We start from the raw sequence: 25055 nt of genomic DNA on the forward strand, positions 1-25055 counted from the left end.
ATCGCGCGCCAATTTTTGCTTTGCAAGCCGCGAAAAGCTGCTTATGCAAACGGCATGATCAACCGTTCGACATCCTCATTGCGACGACGCCAAGGCTAATTGGCGACACCGGTCCCTGACACGGGGGGCACGGCATTGATCTTTTGCGACATAAATTGCGTCGCACCCCTTCAAATCTTATTGACCCTCTCCGTCACACATGGCCTTTTGTGCCTTTGATGCGGCCAAACCATAAGGATGATCCTGATGATCCCATCTGTTCTGCCGACCTATTCACGCGCCCCCCTGAGCTTTGTCAAAGGCGAAGGGTCCTGGTTGATTGAACAGGACGGCCGCCGATTTCTGGATCTGGGCGCAGGCATTGCGGTGAACGCGCTTGGCCATGCGCACCCCGCGCTGGTGGCGGCGCTGACCGAACAGGCGGGGCAGCTTTGGCACACCTCGAACCTCTACGAGATCCCCCAGCAACAGGAACTGGCCGACCGGCTGGTCGCGCTCAGCTTTGCCGATACGGTGTTCTTCACCAACTCCGGCACCGAGGCATGCGAACTGGCGGTCAAGATGGCGCGCAAGTATTTCTACGACAAGGGCCAGCCCGACCGGACCGAGATCATCACCTTCTCGGGTTCGTTCCACGGGCGGTCATCTGCCGGGATCGCGGCGGCAGGGTCCGAGAAAATGACCAAAGGCTTCGGCCCGCTGCTCCCCGGTTTCAAACATATCGAATTTGGCGATATGGAGGCGCTTGGCGCGGCGATCACCGATACCACAGCCGCCATCATGATCGAACCGGTGCAGGGCGAAGGCGGCATCCGTCCCGTGCCGGATGCGGACCTCAAACAGATGCGCGCGCTGTGCGAAACACACGGGCTGCTGCTGATCTTTGACGAGGTGCAATGCGGCGTGGGCCGCACCGGCAAGATGTTCGCCCATGAATGGGCCGGTGTCACCCCCGACATCATGATGGTTGCCAAAGGCATCGGCGGCGGTTTCCCCCTGGGCGCCGTGCTGGCTACAGAGAACGCGGCTTCTGGCATGACGGCGGGTACCCACGGGTCGACCTATGGCGGCAACCCGCTGGGCTGTGCCGTGGGCAATGCTGTGGTCAATATCATCGGCACAGACGCCTTTCTTGACGATGTGAACCGCAAGGCCGGCCTGATGCGCCAAAAGCTCGAAGGGTTGGTCGCCAGCCACCCTGACGTGTTCGAAAGCGTGCGCGGCAGCGGGCTGATGCTGGGGCTGAAATGCAAAGCCACCAACAGCGATGTCGTCTCTGCGGGTTACCGTCACGAGGTCATCACAGTACCGGCGGCGGATAACGTAATCCGCCTGCTGCCCCCTCTCAATATCACCGATGAAGACATCGCCGAGGCCGTCTCCCGCCTTGATCAAGCGGCCAGCAGCCTTGCTGCGAGCTGACCTTCATTTTGCCCTATAAACTCCGGGGGGCCGGGGGGCTGGCCCCCCAACTCCCTAAAATTAAAAGAATACCCCATGAAACATTTTCTCGACATTCACCAAACCGATCCGGCTGACCTGCGCAGCATCATCGACAATGCCGCCACGATGAAATCGTCCCGTCTGGGCCGCCCCCGTGGTGCGCCGGATGATGAACAGCCGCTCAAGGATCACATGGTCGCGCTGATCTTTGAAAAGCCCTCGACACGGACGCGGGTCAGCTTTGACGTGGGCGTGCGTCAGATGGGCGGGCAGACGATGGTGCTGTCTGGCGCAGATATGCAACTCGGCCACGGCGAGACCATCGCCGACACGGCACGGGTGCTCAGCCGCTATGTCGATCTGATCATGATCCGCACCTTCGAAGAGGCGACCCTGCTGGAGATGGCGGAATATGCCTCTGTCCCGGTGATCAACGGGCTGACCAACCGCACCCACCCCTGCCAGATCATGGCCGATATCATGACCTTTGAAGAGCATAGCGGCCCGATCAAGGGCAAAAAGGTGGTCTGGTCCGGTGACGGCAACAACGTTTTTGCAAGCTTCGCGCATGCGGCCAAAGCCTTTGATTTCGAACTTGTGTTTACCGGCCCGCAGACACTGGACCCCGAGGCCGCGCTGAATGGCCTCTACACAACCGTGCGTGACCCGAACAAAGCGGTAGAGGGCGCGGATCTGGTCGTGACAGACACATGGGTATCGATGCATGATCCGCAATCGGCGCGCGAACGTCGGCACAACCAGCTGCGCGGCTATCAGGTGAATGACGCGCTGATGGCCAAGGCAAAGCCTGACGCGCTGTTTATGCACTGTTTGCCCGCACACCGCGATGACGAGGTGACAAGCTCTGTTATGGACGGCCCGAGCTCGGTCATTTTTGACGAGGCTGAAAACCGGCTGCACGCGCAAAAGTCGGTCATGCGCTGGTGCTTGGGGAAATGAGCGATCGGCGGCCCATCGTTGTCGCGGGTGCGGGGGCGATCGGCTGCTTTGTGGGTGGCATGCTTGCCGCCCACGGTCGCGATGTCACGCTGTTGGTACGTCCCCGCGTGGCAGAGCAGATCCGCAAGCATGGTTTGCGGCTGACGGGTTTTGACGGGCTCGACCAACAGGTGCCTGCCGCAAGCCTGACCCTCTCTCAGGACCCTGCCTGTCTTGCCGAGGCGGGGATCGTGCTGGTCACGGTCAAGACCGACGACACCGCCGACATCGCGCGGCTGGTGGCGCAGCACACGCCGGCGCTTTCGACCATTGTCAGCCTGCAAAACGGCCTCGACGCGGCCGAGATCCTGCGCGAGGCCTTGCCGCTGCATGATGTACGCGGGGGCATGGTGCCTTTCAACGTCGTCCCCCATGGCGACGGGCGGTATCACCGCGCGACCAGCGGGGATATTTTCGTCGAAACGGGCCGGATGCCACTGGCGGGCTATCTGTCGGTGCCGGGGTTGCAGGTGACGGGGACGGGGGCGATCATCGGCGTTCAATGGGGCAAGCTGTTGCTGAACCTGAACAACGCGCTGAATGCCCTGTCAGGGCTGACCTTGCAGCAACAACTGCTTAACCGGCGCTGGCGACGCGTGATGGCCGCCCAGATGGCCGAGGCGCTTGCCGTGCTGAAGGCTCATGGCATCCACCCTGCATCCTCTACGCCACTGCCCGCACAGCTGATCCCTTGGGTGCTGCGCCTGCCGACGCCGCTGTTCACGCGTGTCGCGGCCAAGATGCTGACGATTGACCCGATGGCGCGGACCTCGATGTCCTATGACCTGGAAGCAGGTAAACCGAGCGAGATCGACGCGCTTCAGGGGCGGATCATCGCGATGGGGGCGCAGGAAGGCATCGCCACGCCGCTGTGTCAGCGGGTCTCTGATCTGGTGAAAGAGGCGCAGGCGCGCGGTCCGGGGTTGCCCGATATGGACCCCTCGGACCTGCGCTAGGCGGCAAGGCCATGCGCCACAGCGCTTAGTTGACCAGCGCGTTCAACCCCAGAAAGATCATCGCTGACATGGTTGCTGCCGCAGGGACAGTGATGACCCATGCCGCGACGATGGTCATGAAGTGCGACCGGCGCACGAGTTTTCGGCGGCGGCGTTCCTCTACCGCGATGCGTTTGACCTGACCGGCTTTGGCACCGGGGCGACGCAGGCGGCGCTCCATATGCCATTCGCGGTAGAAGCCTACGCCAAAAACGCCCCCCACAGCGATATGGGTAGAGCTGACGGGCAGGCCCAGCCACGAGGCGATGATCACGGTGATCGCCGCAGAGAGGGCGACGCAATAGGCGCGCATCGGGTTCAGCTTGGTGATCTGGCTGCCCACCATGCGGATCAGTTTCGGCCCGAAAAGGAACAGCCCGAAGGAAATGCCGAAGGCCCCGATCACCATCACCCACATAGGGATAGAGACTTTGGCCTCGAACCCGCCGAACTCCGAGGCGTGGACGATCGCGGCAAGGGGCCCAACCGCGTTGGCGACATCATTGGCCCCATGGGCAAAGCTGAGCAGCGCTGCGGAAAAGACCAGGGGCAGGCCGAACAACACTTTGACGGACTTGTTGCGGTTTTCCATCCCGATCGACGCGCGGCGGATGGCGGGGTAGGAAATGGCATAGGCCAGAACGCCACAGGCCAAACCGATCAGCAGGGCCGAGCCCATGTTGATCTCGACGATCTTCTTGAGCCCCTTGAGCGCCAGATAGGTGGCAAAGACGCCGGACATGACGCCAATCAGGATCGGCACCCAGCGACGCGAAGCTGCGATCTTGTCCTCTTGGTAAAGGATTTGCGACTTGATCAGCGCAAGGAACATCGCCGCGACAGCGCCGCCCAAGACGGGCGAGATGATCCAGCTGAGGGCGATCATACTCATCGAAGGCCAATTCACTGCCGCCAGCCCCGCAGCCGCGATGCCGGCCCCCATGACGCCGCCCACGACCGAATGTGTGGTCGATACCGGCGCGCCCACCCATGTGGCCAGATTGACCCACAATGCCGACGAGATCAGCGCGGCCATCATGGCCCAGATGAACACTTGGGAATCTGCGACCGACGCGGGGTCGATGATCCCTTTTGAGATAGTCGATACCACGTCGCCGCCAGCCAGAAGGGCACCGGCACTTTCGCAAATGGCAGCGATGATGATCGCACCGCCCATGCTCAGCGCCTTGGCCCCGACGGCGGGGCCCATATTGTTGGCCACGTCATTGGCCCCGATGTTCACCGCCATATAGGCCCCGAAGGCTGCGGCAGCGATCACCACATAGTTGGACGGCTGCGCACCAAAGAACAGACCGGCGACCAGCGCGGCCAATACGATGAAGGCAAGGGCAATGCCAAATCCGACCATAGGCCGCGCCACATAGGTCGCGGCCTGCTCCACCCGCGAGATGCGGTTCAGGTCAGAATCCAGTGTTTTCCACTGTTGGCCTTTGGGTCCGTCGGTCATTGCTGCCTCATTTTCTAAAACCATGCGCTCGTGGCACAGTGAAAACGGTTTCGCAAGGCCGCACGGGGGCTATCGGGGCGTGGCGACTAGAGGTTCAGAAGGATTTCGCGCAAATCAGGCTCTGCCACCAGTTCGGCGGCTTCCTTTGGGGGCATCCAGCGGCGGGTGCGCATGTCAACCTCGGGGTATTCATCCTCGATGTGACGGACGCGGGTCAGGTAGACCTGTGCGATGACCGGCGTGGTCATCCCTTCGGACAGGCCCTTGTCATAGTCATAATACCCGATCGGCTCGCTTTCGATATCGGCCTTGGACACGCCTGCCTCTTCCCATGCTTCGCGCAGGGCGGCACCGGCCCCGTCCAGCCCGTCAATAGGCCAGCCTTTCGGGACGATCCATCGGCCGGTGTCACGGCTGGTGATCATCAGGACTTCTTTACCTTCGGGGGTTTCACGGTAGCACAATGCGGCGACCTGAATACGTTTGGGGCGGCGCCAGATGGGGAGGATCATACCCTCCCACGCGCGTTTGAGTTCATGTATCATAATTAAAACGTTAACCTGTAACTTCGTTGTTCTTGCTTTTATCCGGTCATCGTAGCTGAAAAAGAGACGAGAATCAATTTCACCCCCGCAAACCCTTGTGCAGCGGCGGTGTGCATCCCACTGTTTGATGGACCTTATAGGAGATTTAGCGCGATGGCCGCAGATTTAAAGACCGCAGATATTGGCGTTTATGGTCTGGGGACGATGGGCAGTGCGTTGTCGCTTAATCTGGCCGAGCAGGGGTTCCGTGTGGCGGTCAGCAACCGCGAAGCCGATTGGATCGCGCCCTTTCTGGAGGAGGCCGGACCGCTGGCGGGTCAGCTCTCGGGCCACGCGACGCTTGAGGATTTTGTCGACAGTATCGCGCAGCCCCGCAGCATCTTGTTCATGATCCCGTCGGGCGCACCGATGGATGCGATGATCGACGCGGTGATGCCGCTGCTGGATGAGGGCGACACCATCATTGATGGCGGCAACGCCGATTTCCACGACACCCGCCGCCGCGCCGCCGCCTTTGACGGTACGGGGCGGCATTTCGTTGGCATGGGCGTGTCGGGCGGTGAAGAGGGCGCGCGCCACGGCCCGTCTATGATGGTGGGCGGTACCGATCACAGCTGGACCCAGCTGCGCCCCATGCTCAGCGCGATTGCGGCCAAGTTTCAGGGCGCGCCTTGCGTAGATCATCTAGGGCCGGACGGGGCGGGGCATTTCGTCAAGACCGTGCACAACGGGATCGAATATGCCGACATGCAGATGATCGCCGAAGTCTACGGGCTGCTGCGCGACGCCGGTGGGCAAACGGCACCGCAGATCGGGGCGCTGTTTGAAAGCTGGCAGAAAGGGCCGCTCAGCTCTTACCTGATCGAGGTGTCTGCCGCCGCGCTGCAAACCGTGGATGCCGAGAGCGGGGCGCCGATGGTGGATCTGATCCTTGATAAGGCAGGTCAGAAAGGCACGGGCCGCTGGACCCTGATCGAGGCGCTGAAGCTTGGCCAGTCGGTCAGCACGATCGAGGCGGCCGTCGGCGCCCGTGGCTGGTCCAGCGAGAAAGCCTTGCGGGTCGCGGCGGCACCGCTCTTGCCGGATGCGGTGACCGGCGGCACGCTGCCAACCGAGGATGAGATGAAATCGGCCCTGCTGGCCGCGCGCATTCTGGGTCACGCGCAGGGGTTCCGCGTGTTGTCCGCCGCCTCTGACGAATTTGGCTGGCAGCTGGATATGGCCCGCATTGCAGAGATCTGGCGTGCGGGCTGTATCATCCGGTCAGCCTTGCTGGACGATCTGGCCGATGCGTTCCACGCAGGATTGCCCGAGGGGGCCTTGATCCTCGCCCCGGCCATCCGCGATATGCTGGGCGATCACCTTGCTGGCCTGCGCAAGACCGTCGCCGCCGGGGTGAGCCTGGGCGTGCCCATGCCCGCGCTAAGCGCGTCACTGGCGTGGTATGACAGCATCCGAACCGCACGCGGCTCCGCGAATTTGATCCAGGCGCAGCGCGACTTTTTCGGCGCGCATGGGTTTGAACGCGGCGATATCGCGGGCGCGCACCACGGGACGTGGAACGCGATCCGGCGCGACTAGGGCGCTGGTTTAGCCACGGCGCAGGGACGATTGCGCGAAAGGATCTGTCTCGTAGGTGACATGCGACAGATACAGACCCTGCGGCGGGGCGACGGGGCCGCAGGCTTGACGGTCCCGCGCAGCGAGCATCTGTTTCACATCGTCGGGCGCGAATGATCCGGCCCCGACGCGTTCAAGCGTGCCCACGATGCTGCGCACCTGATTGTGCAGGAAAGACCGCGCGCGCACGTCGAACTGCACCTCGACACCGCCGCCGACGGGATGCTCTGTCATATCCACGCGGTCCAGCGTTTTGACCGGCGTTTGCGCCTGACAGATGGTCGAGCGGAAGGTGGTGAAATCATGCTCGCCGATCAGATGGGTCGCGGCCTCGCGCATGCGGTCGATGTCCAGCGGCTTCTTGACCTGCCAGACCAGCCCCGCCTGATGTGTCGCCGGTGGGCGGCGTACCAGCACACGAAACAGATACCGGCGTTCGAGCGCGGAAAAACGGGCGTGAAAGTCATCATCCACCGCGACGCAATCGACGATCGCAATGGGCAGTGGTTTCAAATGATAGTTGATCGCCTCGGACAGGCGGAACGGGGTCCAGTCACGTTCCATATCGCAATGGGCGACCTGCGCCAGCGCGTGGACACCGGCGTCGGTGCGCCCTGCGGCGGCGATGTTATGGGCGCGCGGTTCGATCTTGGCCAAAGCGTCCTCTATCGCGCCTTGGACCGACGCAAGGTCGATCTGGCGTTGCCAGCCGACAAAAGGTGCGCCGTGGTATTCGATTTTCAGGGCATAGCGTTGCATGGCGGGCGTTTACCCTGAGGGTGCCCATCTGGCAATCCCTGACCCGCGTGCCTATGTTAGAGCGTAACGACAGGTGAAGGCGGGCACGGGCTTTGGTACTCTCAAGAATTGCCGATGGCATTTGGCGGCAGGTGGAAAATGTGCAGGACGGCGTATCCGAGACGTTTTTCGAGCCTGTGATCCGTCTGGGCGTGACCGGTTTGGCGCGCTCCGGCAAGACCGTCTTTATCACCTCGCTTGTGGCGAACCTGCTGGATCGCGGGCGGATGCCGGGGCTGCTTGCGGCCTCCGAAGGGCGGATCGAGGCGGCGTTCTTGCAGCCGCAGCCCGACGATACCGTGCCGCGGTTCGAATATGAAAACCACCTTGCCGCGCTGACGGGGCCCACGCCGCATTGGCCCGACAGCACCCGCGCCATATCGGAACTGCGCCTGTCCTTGCGGGTGCGGCCAAACGGCTTGCTTGCGGGGTTTCAGGGGCCGCGCACGGTGCATCTGGATATCGTGGATTACCCCGGCGAATGGCTGCTGGATCTGGCGCTGATGGATGTGAATTATGCCACGTGGTCGGCGCAGGTGCTGGCGCGGATCGCCAACCGCGAAGAGGCCGCGGGCTACCGCGCGCTGGTGGAGGCGACCGACCCCGAGGCGGCATTGGACGAACCCGTGGCCCAAGCGCTGGCCGCCAGCTTTGCCGAGTATCTGCAAACGGCACGTGCGAATGGCTATTCCGACTGCACACCGGGGCGGTTCCTGCTGCCCGGTGATCTGGCCGGATCGCCGGTGCTGACCTTTGCGCCCCTGCCGGGCGGCGAGGGGCCGCGCGGGTCACTGCTACGCGAGATGGCGCGGCGGTTCGAGGCGTATAAGCGGCAGGTGGTCAAACCGTTCTTTCGCGATCACTTTGCGCGGATCGACCGGCAGGTCGTGCTGGTGGATGCGCTTGGCGCGATCAATCAGGGCCCCCGTGCGGTCGAGGATCTGCGCGCTGCCATGAGCGATATCCTTGGCAGCTTCAAACCCGGACGCAACGGATTTCTGACGCAGCTTTTGCGCGGCAAACGGGTCGAGAAAATCCTCTTTGCCGCGACCAAGGCCGACCATTTGCACCACAGTCAGCACGCCAGCCTCACCGCGATCATGGAAGCGCTGACACGGGATGCCCGCGACCGCGCGCGCTTTGCGGGGGCTCAGACATCGGCCATGTCGCTGGCGTCTTTGCGTGCTACCACCGAAGCCACAATGACGCACAACGGCGAAACCCTAGAGGTCGTGCGCGGCAGCCTTCTGGATACCGGCAAAGAGGCCGCGTTCTATCCCGGTGAACTGCCCAAAGACCCGGCACATCTTCTAAGCCCGGCGCGGGCGGGGGCGGAAAAATGGCTGGATCAGGATTATCAGATCATGCGTTTTGCGCCTGCTCGGCTGAACCTGCGCCCCGGTGACGGGCCGCCGCATATCCGTCTGGACCGCGCGGCGGAATTCCTGATCGGGGATCGTCTGTGACCGGTGACGATGTGACCATCGCACCCGCGCGGGTGCTCGATGCCGGTCGCCTGTCAGAGGTGATGGCCTGTGCCAATGCAGATCACGATTGGCTGCCTCAGGCCCACAGCCGCGCAGAAGAGATCGGCACCCTGGGTGACATGATCGACGTGGGCTGGGTGCAGGTGGCGCGGACCGAGGGGCATGTTGTGGGCTTTCTGGCACGGCGTGCGGCCGAGATTCACGGGCTGTATCTGCACCCCAAGGCCCAAGGCAAAGGCATCGCGCAGCGTTTGCTGAACGGGGCCAAGGCGCAAAGCGATCGGCTCGCGCTGTGGAGTTTCGAGGCGAACCTGCGTGCGTCGCGGTTCTACCGTGCCGCGGGCTTTATTGAGGTGGCGCGCAGCGACGGGGCAGGCAATGATTTCGGGCTACCCGATGTGCGGTTTGAGTGGATGAAAGGGGCGGCGTGATGGCCAAGGGTCCGGTGCTATTTGATCTTGAAGAAGACACAACCGCGCGGCCTTCGGTATCGGATGCGCCGCCGGTGCCCGATGTGGGGACACCCGCGCCGCAAGGGCAGGCGATGCAGATCGCGGCACGGCTGGCCGCGCGCAAGCCGTCTAAGCTGGTGCGTCTGTTCTGGTGGTTGCTGACCACGCTGGTCGGCGCGCTGGTGTCCATTGCCGCGTGGAACTTTATCATGGGGCTGCTGGCGAGTTATCCGCTGTTGGGAATGGCGATGACGGTGCTTATTGGTGCGGTGCTGCTGGTTCTGGTACTGCTCTGTCTGCGCGAATTGGCGGCGTTTAGCCGTTTGGCGCGGCTTGACGGTTTGCATCACGATGTGGGCGAGGCGCTGGCGCAGAATGATCTGAAAGCCGCGCGGGCTGTGACGGACCGGCTGGTCGGCCTGTATCAGGGCCGCGAGGATACCCGTTGGGGCCGCGACCGTCTGGCAGAGCTGCGCGGTGATCAGTTGGATGCGCAGACCTTGCTGGCCCTGACCGAGGCAGAGCTATTAGGCCCTCTCGACATCGCCGCCAGCCGCGAGGTCGAGGCGGCGGCCCGTCAGGTCGCGACGGTGACGGCGCTGGTGCCCCTGGCGCTTGCCGATGTGGTCGCGGCGATGACCAGCAACCTGCGCATGATCCGCCGCGTGGCCGAGATATACGGCGGGCGCTCGGGCTTCTTTGGCTCATGGCGTTTGACGCGGGTGGTGCTGTCGCATCTGGTGGCGACAGGGGCCGTGGCTGTGGGCGACGACATGCTGGAACCGATCCTTGGTGGAACGATGCTGGCGAAACTGTCGCGCCGCTTTGGCGAAGGGCTGGTGAATGGTGCGTTGACTGCCCGCGTTGGCGTCGCCGCGATGGAGGTTTGTCGCCCCATGCCGTTCTCTGAACCCCGCCGCCCCAAGGTGCGTAGCATCATCAAACGCGCGCTGTCGGGGCTGTTTTCCAAAGGCAGCTAGATGCCGGGGCGAGGGGGCTTGTCGGTCGATCTGCTGCGGCCTATAAGGCTGCATATGACCCGGAACTCCGCGATCATTATTCGAATTATTTTCCCGGCGCTCTGATTGACGAGACGCCGGGCAGAGGTGCTTGAGTTTTTCGCACCGCATCCGAACATTCACCATTCCGAAATACCGTTGCCAAAGGACGCCCGCCATGTGCGCCGACACCCCCGAAACGCTTGACTATAAATCCACGCTGAACCTGCCAAAAACCGATTTCCCGATGCGCGCGGGCCTGCCCAAACGCGAACCCGAATGGCTGGAGCGGTGGGAAAAGATCGGCGTCTATGACCGCCTGCGCGAAAAGCAGGGGCGCAAGCCCTTTACGCTGCACGACGGCCCGCCCTATGCGAATGGCAACCTGCATATCGGCCACGCGCTGAACAAGACGATCAAGGACATGATCGTGCGGTCGCACCAGATGATGGGCTTTGACGCGCGCTATATCCCCGGTTGGGATTGCCACGGTCTGCCCATCGAATGGAAGATCGAAGAGCAGTACCGCCAGAAGGGCCGCGACAAGGACGATGTGCCGATCAACGATTTCCGCGCCGAATGCCGCAAGTTCGCCGCCGGCTGGGTCGATGTGCAGCGCGAGGAATTCAAACGTCTGGGCATCACCGGCAACTGGGCAGACCCCTATCTGACGATGGATTTCCACGCGGAACGTGTGATCGCCGAAGAATTCATGAAGTTCCTGATGAACGGCACGCTCTATCAAGGCTCCAAACCCGTGATGTGGTCGCCGGTTGAAAAGACCGCGCTGGCCGAGGCCGAGGTGGAATACCACGACAAGGAAAGCTTTACGATCTGGGTGAAGTTCAAGGTTGTTGGCACGGATGACGCCACCCTTGACGGCGCGCACGTCGTGATCTGGACCACGACGCCCTGGACCATGCCGTCCAACAAGGCCGTCGTCTATGGCGAAGATATCTCTTACGGTCTGTACGAAGTCACCGGCCGCCCCGAGGAATCCTGGGTCACTATCGGTGATCGCTATCTGCTGTCGGACAGCATGGCGATGGATGTGTTCGGGCGTGCGCGTCTGGACGACACGATGGTGCGCCGTTTGCGAGATGTGACGCAGGACGAGCTGGCAAAGATCAAGCTGCAGCACCCGCTGGCGGGGGCCGAAGGCAGCAATGGCGAATGGGACGATCTGCGCGACTTCCGCGCCGCTGATTTCGTGACCGACACCGAAGGCACGGGCTTTGTCCATTGTGCGCCGTCGCATGGTCTTGAGGAATATGAACTTTACCGCGGTCTGGGGATGCTGGATCAGGTGATCACCTATAACGTGGTCGAAGACGGGTCTTTCCGCGCCGATCTGCCGTTTTTTGGCGGCAAGAAGATCCTCAAACCCAACGGCAAGGAAGGCGACGCCAACACGGCCGTGATCAACAAGCTGGTCGAGGTCGGCGGGCTGCTGGCGCGTGGCAAGATCAAGCACAGCTATCCGCATTCCTGGCGCTCCAAGGCTCCGGTCATCTACCGCAACACGCCACAGTGGTTCGCCGCGATCGACCGGCCCGTTGGTGACGGGCAGGACACATTCGGCAAGACCATCCGTGAACGCGCCCTGACGGAGATCGACAACGTCAACTGGGTGCCCAAAAAGGGCCGCAACCGTCTGCACTCGATGATGGAGGCACGCCCCGACTGGGTGCTGTCGCGTCAACGGGCCTGGGGTGTGCCGCTGACTTGCTTTACCAAGAATGGCGCGCTGCCAACGGATGAAGACTTCTTGCTGCGTAACCCAGAGGTCAACCAGCGCATCGTCGAGGCGTTCGAGGCTGACGGTGCGGATGTCTGGTACGAAGATGGCGCGAAAGAGCGGTTCCTTGGCGGCATCGTGAACCCCGACGACTATACCCAAGTATTCGACATTCTGGACGTGTGGTTCGATTCCGGTTCAACCCACGCCTTCGTTCTGCGCGACCGTGAGGATGGCTCGGAAGACGGTATCGCGGATGTCTATATGGAAGGTACGGACCAGCACCGCGGTTGGTTCCATTCGTCGCTGCTGCAATCCGTGGGCACCACAGGCCGCGCGCCTTATCGTAACGTGGTGACGCATGGGTTCACGCTGGATGAGAAGGGCATGAAGATGTCCAAATCCATCGGCAACACCATCGTTCCTGAAAAGGTCGTGCAGCAATACGGCGCAGATATCCTGCGTCTGTGGGTGGCGCAGACCGATTACACTGCGGACCAGCGGATCGGGCCGGAAATCCTGAAAGGCACCGCCGACAGCTACCGCCGTCTGCGCAACACCATGCGCTATATGCTGGGCGCGCTATCGGACTTTACCGATGCTGACCGGACCGACCCCGCGGAGATGCCAGAGCTTGAACGCTGGGTGCTGCACCGTGTGGCAGAGCTGGATCAGATCGTGCGCGAAGGCTATGCGCGCTACGACTTCCAAGGCGTGTTCCAGGCGGTGTTCACCTTTGCCACGGTTGATCTGTCCGCGTTCTATTTCGACGTGCGTAAGGATGCGCTGTATTGCGACGGCGACACGTTGCGCCGCCGTGCTGCGCGCACGGTGCTGGATATCCTGTTCCACCGTCTGACGACATGGCTGGCCCCTGTGCTGGTGTTCACCATGGAAGAAGTCTGGCTTGAACGGTTCCCCGGCGACGAAAGCTCGGTTCACCTGACGGATATCCCTGAAACGCCCAAGGCGTGGCTGGATGCCGATCTGGCAGCGAAATGGGCCAAGGTGCGTGCCGCGCGGCGGGTTGTGACCTCGGCGTTGGAAGTGCAGCGGGTCGAGAAGGTCATCGGGGCCTCGCTTGAGGCCGCACCTATGGTGTTTGTTGCCGATGACGCTCAGCGGGCGGCGCTTGAAAGCGTTGCGTTCGAAGACGTTTGCATCACCTCGCAGATCGCCATCACCGGCGATGACGCCCCGGCAGAGGCGTTCCGTATGCCAGAGACCGACGGCGTTGCCGTGGTGTTCGAGAAAGCGTCGGGCGAGAAATGCGCACGCTGCTGGAAAGTACTGCCGGATGTCGGCACCCATGATCACGCGGGCGTTTGTGCCCGGTGTGACGAGGCTGTGTCCTAAGATGACGCCGCGCCGCTTGATCCGGAAACTCGGGTGAAGCGGCGCAGCATTCCCACGCGCTTTGGCACCTTGGTCGTGACCGAGGATGCGGGCGCGATTACCCACCTGCATTGGGGGCAGGATACCCTACACCAAGACAAAAGCGCACTGCTGGATGAGGCAGAGGCGCAGCTGCGCGCCTATGATGCCGGGCGGCTGAGACAGTTCACTTTGCCACTGCGCATTGGCGGAAGTGCCACGTTGCAAGCGGTCTGCGCCGAGATGTCGGCGATCCCCTTTGGCGATACAGTGACCTACGGTAACATCGCGACCAAACTGGCGATCCCGGCGCAAGTGGTGGGGCAGGCCTGCGGGCAGAATCCTGTACCTGTCATTGTACCGTGCCACCGTGTGATGGGGGCCAAGGGGCTGACCGGATACTCGGGTGCTGGCGGGGTAGAGACCAAGGTCGCCCTGCTACGCCACGAAGGGGCGGCAGGGCTGCTGATCTAGTTTAGAGGTTTCGTGCCGCTGCTTTGGCCCTGCGCGCCTCTATCAGGCGTTGCGGTCGTAAAGATACTGCTGCGCGACACCGGCAAACATCAGATAGACGCTGGTGATGATCAGGCCCCAATGGGCCCAGCTTTGCGGGTGAAAATCGACCCACGCGGCCCAACCGGCAAAGAACGTCCAGCCCAATGCCATGGGCAGGGTGACCATGCGCCAACGCTCTGTCCGGACGGGATGCACGAATTTCAGCGGGGCGAACATGGTAATGGCCAAGACCGTGACAAGCACCAGCGACACCCACCATGGCGGCGACAGGGCAAAGAGCACCAGCACCAGCATGTTCCAGCATCCGGGGAAGCCCCAGAAGGAGTTATCCTTGGTTTTCATGCGTGTGTCGCAGAAATACATGGCGCTGGCGAAGGTGACGATGATGATCATGACCCAACCGCTCCACCCGTCCATGAGGCCGGAATGGAATAACGCAAAGGCCGGAATGAATACATAGGTGAGATAATCGATGATCAGATCAAGCAGCACGCCGTCGAATTCGGGCGCATTGGTCTTTACGTCGTATTTACGCGCCAGCGGCCCGTCGATCCCGTCGACAAAGAAGGCGACAACCAGCCAGAGAAACATCATATCCCAGCGTTCGTCGGCGGCCGCAAGCATGGCCAGCATGGCGAAAATCGCACCCGTCGCAGTGAACAGATGGACAAGAAGGGCACGGGAATGAATATTCATATGCGACAGATGACAAATCTTTTCGACGGATGCAAAAGGAAAAGCGTGTGTTGCCGCGCAGGCTTGGGTTGACCCCGCTCGCGATTCCGCCTAAAGCCAGCAAACCAATTTCAGGGTTTGCCGTAGCGCGGCCCATATGGGTATTGCACCGGATCGCCGGAAATGCCCCGCAGCAAAAGGATAGACCCATGTCGCGCGTTTGCGAATTGACCGGAAAAGGCCCGATGACGGGCAACAACGTAAGCCACGCCAAGAACCGTACACGTCGTCGGTTCTTGCCAAACCTGAACGATGTCACCCTGCAGTCCGAAGCACTGGGCCGCGGTTTCAAGTTCCGCATCTCGGCAGCTGCTTTGCGCACTGTTGACCACCGCGGTGGCTTGGACAAGTTCATGGCGAAGGCAAAGGACACTGAACTGTCCGTCAACGCGTTGAAAGTTAAGAAAGCAATTGCAAAGTCCAGCGCCACAGCCGAAGCGCTGTCGTAAGACTTTCCAATCGTTACGATGTTGTAGCCCTGGCCCTTGGCCGGGGCTGCGTCGTTTTGGGCTGGTGCTTTTTCAAGCGCTTCGTCTAGGGTGCGGTTCATGACCCTGCGTTCCCTTTCAGCTTTGGTCCTGGCGTTGATGCTGGCCCTCACGGGTCAAAGCATGGCTGTCGCGCGCGGGGCCTCTGCGGCGACGGGGCAGATAGTGCTGTGCACCGGTGCGGGCCCTGTGGCGATTTATGTGGATGCGCAGGGCAAGCCGACGTCTGCCCCGCATATCTGCCCCGATTCGGCACTTAACGTTGCAATGGCAGGCGCGGTGGTTCTGGCGGCCGCACCGATGCGGATCGTGACCTTTGTCGCGCCGGCGGTGCATGTCCTGACTGCCGATGTGCCGCGACGTAAAACGCGCCACGACCCAAGGGCCCCGCCTGTCGCTGTCTGAGCCACACCCTTCACAGACATTTTGAATATGACGACAGGATATACCAATGACCCCTGCTTTGCTGACCCGCGCTGTCTGCGCATTGTTTCTCTTTTCCGCCCCTCTCGCTGCCGAGGGCATCATGGTGGATGACGCCTACATCCGCAGCTCGACCGCGAAATCCACCTCCGGTGCGGCGTTTATGGTGGTGATGAACCACTCTGGCGCGGATGACCGCTTGATCGGGGCGTCCTCCGACGTGGCTGACAAGGTCGAATTGCATACCCACACCTCTGACGACAATGGCGTCATGCGGATGGGCGAGATCGAAGGCGGCGTGGCCATTGCGGCGGATGACATGCACGCCTTCAAACGCGGCGGCGATCACCTGATGTTTATGGGCCTGAAAGGCCCGCTGGAGCAGGGCGCGATGGTGCCCGTCACACTTGAGTTCGAAAAAGCCGGTGCGGTCGAGATCGAGGTGATGGTCGATCAGGACCGCAAGCCGAACCATGGCAAGATGAAGCATGACCACGGTGATATGGATCACACCGGTCACGAGATGCCGAAAGACTGAGCCTTTTCGCCCCCATGAATGGTAGCGGCCCGATCTGTGTTAAAACGCGGGCCGCTGCTGGGGGGGGCTGCCCAAGAGTTGCTCCACCCAATCGGTGACCACACGTGTCGCCGGACCGGTGCGGTGTTCGGCGAACTGGTTCCCCACGGCAGAACGTTCGAGGTTCAGCTCTACCGTATGGGCCCCGTTGCGCCGCGCCTCTGCCACGAAACCGGCGGCGGGGTAGACGTTGCCAGAGGTACCGATGGCTGCAAAGATATCGGCCTCGGCCAGATGGTCAAAAATCTCGTCCATGTCATAGGGCATTTCGCCGAACCACACGATGTCGGGCCGCGCGGCTGCGGCATTGCAGGCGGGGCAGGGATCACCGACGGCCATGACTATAGGTGCGGGCCAACGGTGGTCGCAGGCAGCGCAGAGCGCTGAATTCAGCGCGCCGTGCATATGGATCACCCGCGCGCCGCCCTGTTCGTGCAGATCATCGACATTCTGCGTCACAATCACCACCTGTCCGGCATAATTTGCCTGCAGTCTGGCCAGCGCTTGATGCGCCGCGTTCGGTGCTACCTCTGCCGCCTGTTTGCGGCGACCGTTATAGAAATCGACAACCAGTTGCGGATCGCGGGCAAAGCCTTCAGGGGTGGCGACGTCCTCGACCCGGTGCTGCGCCCAAAGCCCGTCTTCGGCGCGGAAGGTATCAATGCCGCTTTCCGCAGAAATGCCCGCGCCGGTCAGAATGACGATCTTGCTCATGTCAGCCCCTTTGTTTTACGCGCCAAGTGAACCAGCCGCGCAGCTTTTGCGCAAGCGGTCAGCCCTCTAACGCCTCGAAGCTGGAAGAAAGCCACGGCAACTGCGTCACCGTTGGCGCGATCATGTGGGACCGAAGCAGTTGCCGCATCGTGTCGGCAATATTCTGCGGCACCGGCCCCGTCCAGTCTGACCCCGCAAACAGCGAGATCTGTCGCGTTAATCCGGGCGTGGGGAGCGGGTGCACCGCAAGCTGCTGGTGAAACCGCTCTGCGCGGCAATAGCCGAAGGGCGTCGTGATGGCCCAGCCGATACCCCGTGCCACCATCGCCATCAGGGCGAGATGGCTGCCGATCTCGAATTGCGAGGTCAGGGTGATATTGCTGCGCGTCAGATGGTTGTTGATCTGGTCGGCGATCAACTGGTCCGCCGCGTACTTAACGAAGGGCAGGCCGGATCGCCCCGTCATCAGCGCGGCGCTGTCGCCGTCAAAGCTTGCCGGGGTGACGATAACAAAGGGATCGCGGGCCAGAGGAATTTCGATCAGCCCGCTTTTTGCATCCCCACTGGTGGCCGCAATGGCGACATGAAGCGATTTGTCCTGCACCGACTGGATCAGCCCCTTGCTGCCGTCGGTTACCATGCGAAAGCGACAGCCCGCCATACTGTCGGCCAGTAGGGTCGCCAGACGCGGCGTGACATCGTTGTCAAAGTCGTCGATCACGCCAAGGCTCAGGTCGCTGAGATTGGCAAGATCCATGACCGTCAGCTCGGATTGCGCGAGCCGGATATGGGTCAGCGCCGCGCCACTGTGCCGCAGAAAGCTTTCGCCCGCCGCGGTCAGACGCATGGGGCGTGTGCTATGGTCGATCAGGGCGGTGCCCATGGCGGCTTCGAGGTTGCTGATCTGCTGGCTCACGGCGGGTTGGCTTAACCCTGTCAGCGCGGCGGCCTGTGCAACCGAACCACGGCTGGCCAACGCCTCGAATACCTCTATACCGCGCAGGGTGATGCCCTTTTTGATCATGGTGCTCGCCCCCTTCGTTCTTTCCAGTTTTGTGAAGCACGCCCGATAAATTGGCAAGCTTGTCGCGGATCATGCGCCCATAGTTTCACAAAAGTGAAATGAGCCCTGGGGTGGGGTGGTGGTACTTGAAGCTTGGCTACGCGCGGCGCACCATAAGGGAAACCACGCACCGGAGGCCCCATGAAAATCGCAACCGCCGCATACCCGCTGGATGTCCTGACCAGCTGGGCGCAATATGAAGACAAGCTTGCAGGCTGGGTCGCGACGGCGGCCGCCAGCGGGGCAGAGCTGTTGGTTTTCCCCGAATATGGCGCGATGGAACTGGCGACGCTCGCCGGCCTCGACGTGGCGGGCAATCTTGAGGCGTCGCTGTTTGCAGTCTCTGACCGGTTGGCGGATGCGGATGCGGCGCATCAAAAACTGGCGGCGGAATATGGCGTGCATATCGTTGCGGCATCGGGGCCCGCGGTGACGCCTGCCGCTGCCCGTCCGGTGAACCGCGCACGCCTGATCACCCCTTCAGGTCAAATCGGGGTGCAGGACAAGCAGATCATGACCCGATTCGAACGCGAGGTCTGGGGCGTGGTCGGCGGGGAGCCTCTGCGCATCTTCGAGACCACATTGGGCAAGATCAGTATCCTCATCTGCTATGATAGCGAGTTTCCCCTGCTGGGCCGTGCTCTTGCCGATTGTGACATCATCGCCGTGCCGAGCGTGACCGAGGCGCTGGCAGGCTATTGGCGTGTCCGTATCGGATCCATGGCGCGTGCGCTGGAAAATCAATGCGTTACGGCCATGTCATCCTGCATCGGCCCTGCGGATTGGTCAGAGGCGCTTGGCACATCTTACGGGGCGGGCGGCATCTTTTGCCCGCCGGATGTGGGCTTTCCATCCACCGGAGTCCTTGCCGCCGCAGAGATCAACGTGCCCGGCTGGACCTTCGCCGAGGTCGACATCGCCCAGATCAGCCGCGTGCGTGCAGACGGGGTGGTTTTGAACCGAAACCACTGGGAGGATCAGTTTGGGCGTGACGCAACGGCCATAAACGTGCCTTTGATGTGAATACCCCTTGAAAAAAGGGAAAATTGCGCCCATTTAAGCCTGCGTCCTGAAATTGCAGGGCAAAGTGTTCAAGGAGAGACCATGGCCAAGGAAGACACGCTCGAATTCCCCGGTATCGTGAAAGAACTTCTGCCGAACGCGACGTTCCGGGTCGAGCTTGAAAACGGCCATGAGATCATCGCACATACGGCAGGAAAGATGCGCAAGAACCGCATCCGTGTTCTGGCTGGCGATAAGGTACAGGTGGAAATGACCCCCTATGATCTGAGCAAAGGCCGGATCAATTACCGCTTTAAATAATACGCTTTTCCGAGAATCACCTAGTGGTTTTCGGGCAGCGATCTAGGATCGCATATGAGTTTTATCCTCGGATCAGGAAGTCCGCGCCGCAAGGAATTGCTGGCGCAAATCGGCGTTGTGCCTGACGATATTCGCGCGCCCGATATCGATGAAACCCCCCATACCGCCGAACTGCCGCGCCCCTATTGTGCGCGTATGGCCCGTGAAAAAGCCGCCGCCGTGCAGGCGGGGGCCGATGATATCGTGCTATGTGCCGATACCACCGTTGCGGTGGGGCGACGAATCCTGGGCAAGCCTGCGGATGAAGCAGAGACGATCCGTTTCCTGCGCCTCATGTCGGGGCGTCGCCACAAGGTTATCACGGCAGTCGCGGTCAAGCGCGGCGACAAGCTGTGGCAGCGCGATGTGGTCAGCACCGTCCGCATGAAACGACTGTCGGACACCGAGATCACGGCCTATCTGGCAACCGGTGACTGGCAGGGCAAAGCTGGCGGCTATGGTATTCAGGGCCCGGCTGGTGCCCTTATCCCGTGGATCAGCGGATCATTCACCGGCATTGTCGGCCTGCCACTGGCCGAAACCGCAAACCTGCTGCGTGCTGCAGGATATGTTTTCGCAGGAGAGACCTCATGAAGGGCCGTACGATCGTTCTGGACCATTTTGGCGACATCGAAGCCGCCGCGCTGATCGTGGACGGCAAGCTGGATGACCTTCTGATCGACAGCGACGGCCCGCGCCCCGGCACGATCTACCGCGCCATCGCGGATCGTCCGGTCAAGGGGCAGGGGGGGATGTTCCTGAAAACGCCCGACGGCTCTGCGTTTCTGCGCCAGATCAAGGGGCTCGCACCGGGGCAACCCATTCTTGTGCAGGTATCCGGCTATGCTGAACCCGGCAAGGCCGTTCCCGTCACCCAGAAGCTGCTGTTCAAAAGCCGCTATGCCATCGTGACGCCGGGCGCACCCGGCACCAATATCTCGCGCAGTATCCGCGACGAGGAGGAACGGGACCGGCTGCTCGAAATCGCGCACGAAGCGTCCGACGGGGCCGCACATGGCCTGATTCTCCGGTCCTCTTGCGCTGGCGCGGATGCCGATGACATCGCCGATGATATCGACGCGATGTTGGCGCTGGCGGACAAGGTATTGGACGACCCATCCACCGACATGGAGGTTCTGTCCGAAGGCGATGGTCCGCATATTCTGGCTTGGCGCGACTGGGTCGAGCCCGCCGACGTCGTGACCGACCCCGGTGGTTTTGAAACCCATGGCGTGTTGGACACTGTCGACAGCCTCTCGCAGCCGCGCGTCGCGCTTGACGGTGGTGCCTTTATGTTTGTGGAACCTACCCGTGCGTTGGTGGCCGTTGATGTGAACACCGGTGCGGACGTGTCCCTTGCTGCCGGGATCAAAGCGAATATGGCCTGTGCCCGCGCCTTGCCCCGTGCCCTGCGTCTGCGCGGGTTGGGCGGGCAGATCACGCTTGACCTTGCGCCCATGCCCAAAAAAGATCGCCGCCCGTTCGAGACCGCGTTGCGCCAGGCCTTCCGCGCCGATGACGTGGAAACGACGCTGGTCGGCTGGACCCCCTTGGGCCACTACGAACTGCAACGCAAACGCGCCCGTATGCCTTTGGCCGAGGTGCTGAAGTGACCTGCCCGATCTGCGACCGCGAAAGCTCTCCCAAGTATCGCCCCTTCTGTTCGGGGCGCTGCGCTGACGTGGATCTGGCCAAGTGGCTGAACGGCAGCTACGCGACCCCCAGCCGCGACCCCGAGGATATCGAGGCCGCAATCGAAGCCACCGAGGCCGCTTTGAACGCCCCCGACAAGCCGCATTAGAATTTTCCGAAAAAACCTTTGCCAAACATGGCAAAACCCTCTGGACACCCCCGCCGCAAACTCCTAGAACCCGCACACCCGACCACTACGGTGGTCTCCGGTGCCCGGGTAGCTCAGGGGTAGAGCAGTGGATTGAAAATCCTCGTGTCGGTGGTTCGATTCCGCCCCTGGGCACCATTTAAATCTCTGAATATAGCTGATTGTCCCAAGGAAATAAGCGTATCTCGCGGCGTTCCTCCCTTTGAGAGGCCTGATTTGCTACAGAAATTTCTACAGGACGCTACGGTTTCCGAGCCTGCTATTGCGGAAAATAAGGGGTTGTATGGTCGCCTTTCGAAATGATGCTGCTAAGTAGGTTCGATAGTGCCAGCCCTTCCGAGAACGATGCGCGAAGGATGCCATGTTTTATCGGTGATGCGAGCGGCGCGGATCATTTCCGGCGGCTCTTGGATCCCGTCATTGGTCAGTGCGGCACCGATTGCAGTGACGAATGTCTCTTATGGGGCGCTTACGTATTGCGGTAGGTAGGGCGGATTGCGGAAGTTCGCTGCAATTGCGCTTCTATGGCAGAGCATCTTGGAAGCCGCCGTTGAAATACAGCCAGAAGCAGGCACTCAGTGGTGGCGCATTTATGGCCAGCCGGTAGACCGAACTCTGAACCGCACAGGAAGCAGTGTCGCACGCACGATTGTGGAGCCGGTATTGAGAGACCGCCGCACCCCTATGGCTGCGGCGGTCTAAAGGGTCGTCAGGCGAAATCTACACCGTTTTCGATCATCGGCAGGTGGGTCACCAGATCACGCCCGGAGGCTGCGATTGCGTTGGCGAGCGCTGGACCCGCCGGCGGTGTGCCCGGTTCACCAATGCCTGAGGGTGCTTCGTTTGTCTTGACGATATGCACCTCAATGGCCTTGATGTCGCGCATCCGCAGCGGTTCGTAGTCGGGAAAGTTTTGCTGCACTACGACGCCGCCATCCAGCGTGATCTGATCGCGCATGATGTGACCGAGGCCAAAGCCGATCGCCCCTTCGACCTGGGCTTTGATGACATCGGGGTTCACCGCGACGCCACAGTCGACGGCGGCGGTGTATTTCTCGATCTGAACATCGTCATCTTCGTCGATCGAGATTTCGCAGATCTGCGCACAGTAGGTACCAAAGGATTTGTGCACCGCCACACCGTGGAAATGCCCGTCGGGCAACGGCTTGCCAAACCCGGCATTCTCGGCAGCCAGTTTCAGGACGTCAGCTTTGCGTTTTTGATCGACTGTGTCGCCGGGCAAATACGCAAGACGGAAGCTGACGGGATCCTGACCCGCTGCTGCGGCAGCCACATCCATCATGGTTTCCATGACATAGGCGTTATGGCTGTGACCGACGGAACGCCAATAGTTGACGGTTGTTGCAGGGGCCGCGTCCGTCAAGCCGATGTGCATTCCGGGGATCGCATAGGGATTTTCTGCCGTCCCTTCCACCGAAGAAATGTCCACACCGTCTTTGACATAGAAAGCGTCAAATGGCCCATCTTTTGCAATGGATTGACCCGCTACGCGGTGATCCCAGCCGACAATCTTGCCCGCATCGTCCAGACCGACACGCACCTTGTGCGCATAGGCCGGGCGGTACCAGCCGCCAGACAGGTCATCTTCGCGGGACCAGACCAGCTTTACCGGGCGGGTCTGGTCGGTCATCGAAAAGGCGAGTGTCGTTTCTACGATATAGTCCGCACCCGCGTTGAAGCGACGGCCAAAGAACCCGCCTGCATAAAGGGTTTTGACCTGAATCTTGTCCATCGGGATGCCAAGGATCTGGTGCATTGTGGCGTGGTTCATGGTTGGACCCTGCGCGCCATCATACATGATCACGCCGCCGTCTTCGGTGGCCGCGATTGTGGCCGACAGGGGCTCCATCGTTGCGTGGGCCAGCATCGGCAGGAAGAATTCCCGCTCTACGACTTGAGCGGCCCCTTCCAGCGCGGCCGTCGTTGCATCCAATGTCGTTTCGGATGCCTGCCACTGCGGGTCAGTGTTCACAGCTGCCAGCAGTTGTTGCTTGATCTCGTCGCTGCTGCGGGTTTCGGCCTTGCTCAGATCCCACTCCACCTCGATCGCGTCACGCGCTTGAAACGCGGCCCAGGTGTTTTCGGCATAGGCCACCACACCCGCGCCGTTGGGCAGCGCCTTGGCCATGATAAATCCCGTGACGTCCTTGGCGGCGCTATCGTCGAACGACGCGACAGTTGCGCCGTATTGCGGGATGCGTTTGATTGCGGCAACCATCTGGTTATCCAGTTGGATATCCATGCCATAGATGCCTTCGCCGTTGACCTTGTCATGGCTGTCGCGGCGCGCTTTTTGGGTGTTGCCGATCTGGGTCCAGTCTTCGGGGGCCTTCAGGACGGGCTCGGCCGGCACCGCGATCTGCGCAGCCGTGGAGATAAACTCACCGATCTGGCCCTCTTTGCCCGCGCCTGAAATGACGCCATTGGCAAGTGTCAGCTCAGAGGTGTCCACGTCCCAATCCTTGGCCGCGGCCTGCAACAATACGTCACGCGCGGCCGCGCCTGCGGTGCGATATTGCATGAACGAATTGGCCATCGCGGTCGATCCGCCCGTGCCCTGCAGCGCGCCAAAAAACAGGTTGTTGTAAACGGCGGTATCCGAAGGGGCCATTTCGAAGGTGATATCGCTAAGCTCCATGTTCAGCTCTTCCGCGATCAGCGTGGACAGGCCCGTAGAGGTGCCTTGCCCGCCTTCAAAGTGCTTGATGACGGCTGCAACCGTACCATCGGCATAGATTTTTACGAAGGGCGTAATGGCTGTGCCAGCCTCCGACGTCGAAGCGGCAAGCGCGCCCTTGGGGTCAATTCCAACGGCCAGAACGGCAACGGCCGCACCTGCACCTTTGAGGAAACTGCGGCGGGATGTGTTGATGGTCATGGCTTAGCCCTCCACGATGTCTGCGGCGCGCTGGATACCGGCGCGGATACGTTGATAGGTGGCACAGCGGCAGGCATTGCCGTCCATGTAGGCGTCAATCTCTTCCAGCGTTGGCTTTGGCGTTTCTTTCAACAGGCCCACCGCAGACATGATCTGACCAGACTGGCAGTACCCGCATTGCACCACGTCGAGCTCTTTCCAGGCTTGCTGTACCGCGGCACCGATCTTGTCATCGCCAATCGCTTCGATGGTGGAAACTTCGGCACCTTCGACGTCTTCGATATAGGTCTGGCACGACCGGGTCGGTTCGCCGTCGACATGCACGGTGCAAGCGCCGCACGACGCGACGCCGCAGCCGAATTTGGTGCCGGTCAGCTTCAGTTCGTCCCGGATCACCCACAGCAATGGTGTGCCCGGTTCTGCTTCGACAGAGCGTTCGGCCCCGTTAATCTTTAGCTTGATAGTCATGGTCAATCTCCATCTGGCAATACGATTGGAATGTGGGTAAACTGGTGGGTGTA

General features: G+C 61.4%; 25 protein-coding genes and 1 tRNA gene. 18 read left to right on the top strand and 8 right to left on the bottom strand.

All coding sequences use genetic code 11. From position 1 onward, the window contains the following. Window positions 1-246 precede the first annotated feature (246 nt). The 3 genes from EE36_RS09540 to EE36_RS09550 all read left to right on the top strand — a co-directional run bounded on the left by EE36_RS09540 (window position 247) and on the right by EE36_RS09550 (window position 3398). Window positions 247-1422, top strand: coding sequence for an aspartate aminotransferase family protein (locus EE36_RS09540; protein ID WP_005851703.1), 1176 nt, complete (start codon window positions 247-249; stop codon window positions 1420-1422). A 75-nt stretch (window positions 1423-1497) separates the two neighbouring features. Further along, window positions 1498-2403, top strand: a complete 906-nt coding sequence (gene argF, locus EE36_RS09545; protein WP_005851704.1) for an ornithine carbamoyltransferase — start codon at window positions 1498-1500, stop codon at window positions 2401-2403. Beyond that, entirely contained in the window at window positions 2400-3398 is a 999-nt protein-coding gene (locus EE36_RS09550; RefSeq protein WP_005851705.1) for a 2-dehydropantoate 2-reductase, read from the top strand. Before argF ends, EE36_RS09550 begins: the two co-directional genes overlap by 4 nt. A 25-nt stretch (window positions 3399-3423) precedes the next feature. Here the strand turns inward: EE36_RS09550 and EE36_RS09555 are convergent, their stop codons facing one another. Then, the gene (locus EE36_RS09555; protein WP_005851706.1) at window positions 3424-4905 is read right to left on the bottom strand and encodes an inorganic phosphate transporter; all 1482 of its coding nucleotides are present in this window, start codon (window positions 4903-4905) and stop codon (window positions 3424-3426) included. 86 nt (window positions 4906-4991) lie between these two features. After that, window positions 4992-5450 (bottom strand): NUDIX hydrolase, encoded by a 459-nt coding sequence (locus EE36_RS09560; protein WP_005851707.1) that lies wholly within the window; start codon window positions 5448-5450, stop codon window positions 4992-4994. 153 nt (window positions 5451-5603) lie between these two features. Between EE36_RS09560 and gndA the strand changes: the two genes are divergently transcribed. After that, on the top strand, window positions 5604-7031 hold the full coding sequence (gene gndA, locus EE36_RS09565; RefSeq protein WP_005851708.1) for an NADP-dependent phosphogluconate dehydrogenase: 1428 nt from the start codon (window positions 5604-5606) through the stop codon (window positions 7029-7031). 9 nt (window positions 7032-7040) lie between these two features. Here gndA and truA read toward each other — a convergent pair whose 3' ends face one another. After that, complete coding sequence (truA, locus tag EE36_RS09570) at window positions 7041-7829, bottom strand: tRNA pseudouridine(38-40) synthase TruA (protein ID WP_005851709.1); 789 nt, start codon at window positions 7827-7829, stop codon at window positions 7041-7043. A 92-nt stretch (window positions 7830-7921) separates the two neighbouring features. On the opposite strand from truA, the gene EE36_RS09575 reads away from it, so the two are divergent. The 5 genes from EE36_RS09575 (at window position 7922) to EE36_RS09595 (ending at window position 14391) form a co-directional block, all read left to right on the top strand. Continuing rightward, on the top strand, window positions 7922-9334 hold the full coding sequence (locus EE36_RS09575) for a YcjX family protein (RefSeq protein ID WP_039911770.1): 1413 nt from the start codon (window positions 7922-7924) through the stop codon (window positions 9332-9334). Continuing rightward, complete coding sequence (locus EE36_RS09580; protein ID WP_005851714.1) at window positions 9331-9786, top strand: GNAT family N-acetyltransferase; 456 nt, start codon at window positions 9331-9333, stop codon at window positions 9784-9786. The genes EE36_RS09575 and EE36_RS09580 overlap by 4 nt, the downstream gene beginning before the upstream one ends. Then, on the top strand, window positions 9786-10787 hold the full coding sequence (locus EE36_RS09585) for a YcjF family protein (protein ID WP_005851716.1): 1002 nt from the start codon (window positions 9786-9788) through the stop codon (window positions 10785-10787). Before EE36_RS09580 ends, EE36_RS09585 begins: the two co-directional genes overlap by 1 nt. A 196-nt stretch (window positions 10788-10983) precedes the next feature. Then, the gene (gene ileS, locus EE36_RS09590) at window positions 10984-13899 is read left to right on the top strand and encodes an isoleucine--tRNA ligase (RefSeq protein ID WP_005851719.1); all 2916 of its coding nucleotides are present in this window, start codon (window positions 10984-10986) and stop codon (window positions 13897-13899) included. Window positions 13900-13932: 33 nt separating this feature from the next. Then, entirely contained in the window at window positions 13933-14391 is a 459-nt protein-coding gene (locus tag EE36_RS09595; RefSeq protein WP_005851721.1) for a methylated-DNA--[protein]-cysteine S-methyltransferase, read from the top strand. Between the two features lie 42 nt (window positions 14392-14433). Here the strand turns inward: EE36_RS09595 and EE36_RS09600 are convergent, their stop codons facing one another. Further along, a complete protein-coding gene (locus EE36_RS09600; protein ID WP_005851723.1) occupies window positions 14434-15129 on the bottom strand; it encodes a phosphatidylcholine/phosphatidylserine synthase in 696 nt (231 codons plus the stop codon). 188 nt (window positions 15130-15317) lie between these two features. Here EE36_RS09600 and rpmB point away from each other — a divergent pair, with 188 nt between their 5' ends. The 3 genes from rpmB to EE36_RS09615 all read left to right on the top strand — a co-directional run bounded on the left by rpmB (window position 15318) and on the right by EE36_RS09615 (window position 16617). After that, complete coding sequence (gene rpmB / locus EE36_RS09605; RefSeq protein ID WP_005851725.1) at window positions 15318-15617, top strand: 50S ribosomal protein L28; 300 nt, start codon at window positions 15318-15320, stop codon at window positions 15615-15617. A gap of 99 nt (window positions 15618-15716) precedes the next feature. Then, entirely contained in the window at window positions 15717-16061 is a 345-nt protein-coding gene (locus EE36_RS09610; RefSeq protein ID WP_005851726.1) for a hypothetical protein, read from the top strand. 46 nt (window positions 16062-16107) lie between these two features. Then, a complete protein-coding gene (locus EE36_RS09615) occupies window positions 16108-16617 on the top strand; it encodes a copper chaperone PCu(A)C (RefSeq protein ID WP_005851728.1) in 510 nt (169 codons plus the stop codon). Between the two features lie 39 nt (window positions 16618-16656). On the opposite strand, the gene EE36_RS09620 is transcribed toward EE36_RS09615, so the two are convergent. Then, window positions 16657-17370: an NAD-dependent deacylase gene (locus EE36_RS09620; RefSeq protein WP_005851730.1), complete on the bottom strand. Its 714-nt coding sequence runs from the start codon at window positions 17368-17370 to the stop codon at window positions 16657-16659. A gap of 58 nt (window positions 17371-17428) precedes the next feature. Beyond that, a complete protein-coding gene (locus EE36_RS09625) occupies window positions 17429-18394 on the bottom strand; it encodes a LysR family transcriptional regulator (protein WP_005851732.1) in 966 nt (321 codons plus the stop codon). A gap of 180 nt (window positions 18395-18574) precedes the next feature. On the opposite strand from EE36_RS09625, the gene EE36_RS09630 reads away from it, so the two are divergent. From EE36_RS09630 to EE36_RS09655, 6 genes are all read left to right on the top strand, one after another. Next, window positions 18575-19456: a carbon-nitrogen hydrolase family protein gene (locus EE36_RS09630; protein ID WP_005851734.1), complete on the top strand. Its 882-nt coding sequence runs from the start codon at window positions 18575-18577 to the stop codon at window positions 19454-19456. Between the two features lie 81 nt (window positions 19457-19537). Then, a complete protein-coding gene (gene infA, locus EE36_RS09635; RefSeq protein ID WP_005851736.1) occupies window positions 19538-19756 on the top strand; it encodes a translation initiation factor IF-1 in 219 nt (72 codons plus the stop codon). A 54-nt stretch (window positions 19757-19810) separates the two neighbouring features. Continuing rightward, the gene (locus tag EE36_RS09640) at window positions 19811-20389 is read left to right on the top strand and encodes a nucleoside triphosphate pyrophosphatase (RefSeq protein WP_039911772.1); all 579 of its coding nucleotides are present in this window, start codon (window positions 19811-19813) and stop codon (window positions 20387-20389) included. After that, complete coding sequence (locus EE36_RS09645; RefSeq protein ID WP_005851740.1) at window positions 20386-21408, top strand: ribonuclease E/G; 1023 nt, start codon at window positions 20386-20388, stop codon at window positions 21406-21408. The genes EE36_RS09640 and EE36_RS09645 overlap by 4 nt, the downstream gene beginning before the upstream one ends. Continuing rightward, the gene (locus EE36_RS09650; protein ID WP_005851742.1) at window positions 21405-21596 is read left to right on the top strand and encodes a DNA gyrase inhibitor YacG; all 192 of its coding nucleotides are present in this window, start codon (window positions 21405-21407) and stop codon (window positions 21594-21596) included. Before EE36_RS09645 ends, EE36_RS09650 begins: the two co-directional genes overlap by 4 nt. Window positions 21597-21698: 102 nt before the next feature. After that, window positions 21699-21773, top strand: a tRNA-Phe gene (locus EE36_RS09655). 571 nt (window positions 21774-22344) lie between these two features. Here EE36_RS09655 and EE36_RS09660 read toward each other — a convergent pair. Together EE36_RS09660 and EE36_RS09665 are read right to left on the bottom strand one after the other, a co-directional pair. After that, window positions 22345-24534, bottom strand: coding sequence for a xanthine dehydrogenase family protein molybdopterin-binding subunit (locus tag EE36_RS09660; protein WP_005851744.1), 2190 nt, complete (start codon window positions 24532-24534; stop codon window positions 22345-22347). Window positions 24535-24537: 3 nt separating this feature from the next. Further along, window positions 24538-25002, bottom strand: a complete 465-nt coding sequence (locus EE36_RS09665; RefSeq protein WP_005851746.1) for a (2Fe-2S)-binding protein — start codon at window positions 25000-25002, stop codon at window positions 24538-24540. Window positions 25003-25055: the final 53 nt, after the last annotated feature.

Origin of the sequence: Sulfitobacter sp. EE-36 (assembly GCF_000152605.1) — a bacterium.
Classification (GTDB): Bacteria; Pseudomonadota; Alphaproteobacteria; order Rhodobacterales; family Rhodobacteraceae; genus Sulfitobacter; species Sulfitobacter pontiacus.

Bases quoted from the DNA above. Each gene is read 5' to 3' on its own strand.
- EE36_RS09600 (WP_005851723.1), bottom strand. From the start codon at position 15,129: ATGAATATTCATTCCCGTGCCCTTCTTGTCCATCTGTTCACTGCGACG.
- EE36_RS09665 (WP_005851746.1), bottom strand. From the start codon at position 25,002: ATGACTATCAAGCTAAAGATTAACGGGGCCGAACGCTCTGTCGAAGCA.
- EE36_RS09660 (WP_005851744.1), bottom strand. From the start codon at position 24,534: ATGACCATCAACACATCCCGCCGCAGTTTCCTCAAAGGTGCAGGTGCG.
- EE36_RS09645 (WP_005851740.1), top strand. From the start codon at position 20,386: ATGAAGGGCCGTACGATCGTTCTGGACCATTTTGGCGACATCGAAGCC.
- gndA (WP_005851708.1), top strand. From the start codon at position 5,604: ATGGCCGCAGATTTAAAGACCGCAGATATTGGCGTTTATGGTCTGGGG.
- EE36_RS09560 (WP_005851707.1), bottom strand. From the start codon at position 5,450: ATGATACATGAACTCAAACGCGCGTGGGAGGGTATGATCCTCCCCATC.
- argF (WP_005851704.1), top strand. From the start codon at position 1,498: ATGAAACATTTTCTCGACATTCACCAAACCGATCCGGCTGACCTGCGC.
- infA (WP_005851736.1), top strand. From the start codon at position 19,538: ATGGCCAAGGAAGACACGCTCGAATTCCCCGGTATCGTGAAAGAACTT.
- EE36_RS09540 (WP_005851703.1), top strand. From the start codon at position 247: ATGATCCCATCTGTTCTGCCGACCTATTCACGCGCCCCCCTGAGCTTT.
- EE36_RS09555 (WP_005851706.1), bottom strand. From the start codon at position 4,905: ATGACCGACGGACCCAAAGGCCAACAGTGGAAAACACTGGATTCTGAC.
- EE36_RS09585 (WP_005851716.1), top strand. From the start codon at position 9,786: ATGGCCAAGGGTCCGGTGCTATTTGATCTTGAAGAAGACACAACCGCG.
- truA (WP_005851709.1), bottom strand. From the start codon at position 7,829: ATGCAACGCTATGCCCTGAAAATCGAATACCACGGCGCACCTTTTGTC.
- EE36_RS09630 (WP_005851734.1), top strand. From the start codon at position 18,575: ATGAAAATCGCAACCGCCGCATACCCGCTGGATGTCCTGACCAGCTGG.
- EE36_RS09625 (WP_005851732.1), bottom strand. From the start codon at position 18,394: ATGATCAAAAAGGGCATCACCCTGCGCGGTATAGAGGTATTCGAGGCG.
- EE36_RS09550 (WP_005851705.1), top strand. From the start codon at position 2,400: ATGAGCGATCGGCGGCCCATCGTTGTCGCGGGTGCGGGGGCGATCGGC.
- EE36_RS09610 (WP_005851726.1), top strand. From the start codon at position 15,717: ATGACCCTGCGTTCCCTTTCAGCTTTGGTCCTGGCGTTGATGCTGGCC.
- ileS (WP_005851719.1), top strand. From the start codon at position 10,984: ATGTGCGCCGACACCCCCGAAACGCTTGACTATAAATCCACGCTGAAC.
- EE36_RS09615 (WP_005851728.1), top strand. From the start codon at position 16,108: ATGACCCCTGCTTTGCTGACCCGCGCTGTCTGCGCATTGTTTCTCTTT.
- EE36_RS09620 (WP_005851730.1), bottom strand. From the start codon at position 17,370: ATGAGCAAGATCGTCATTCTGACCGGCGCGGGCATTTCTGCGGAAAGC.
- EE36_RS09640 (WP_039911772.1), top strand. From the start codon at position 19,811: ATGAGTTTTATCCTCGGATCAGGAAGTCCGCGCCGCAAGGAATTGCTG.
- rpmB (WP_005851725.1), top strand. From the start codon at position 15,318: ATGTCGCGCGTTTGCGAATTGACCGGAAAAGGCCCGATGACGGGCAAC.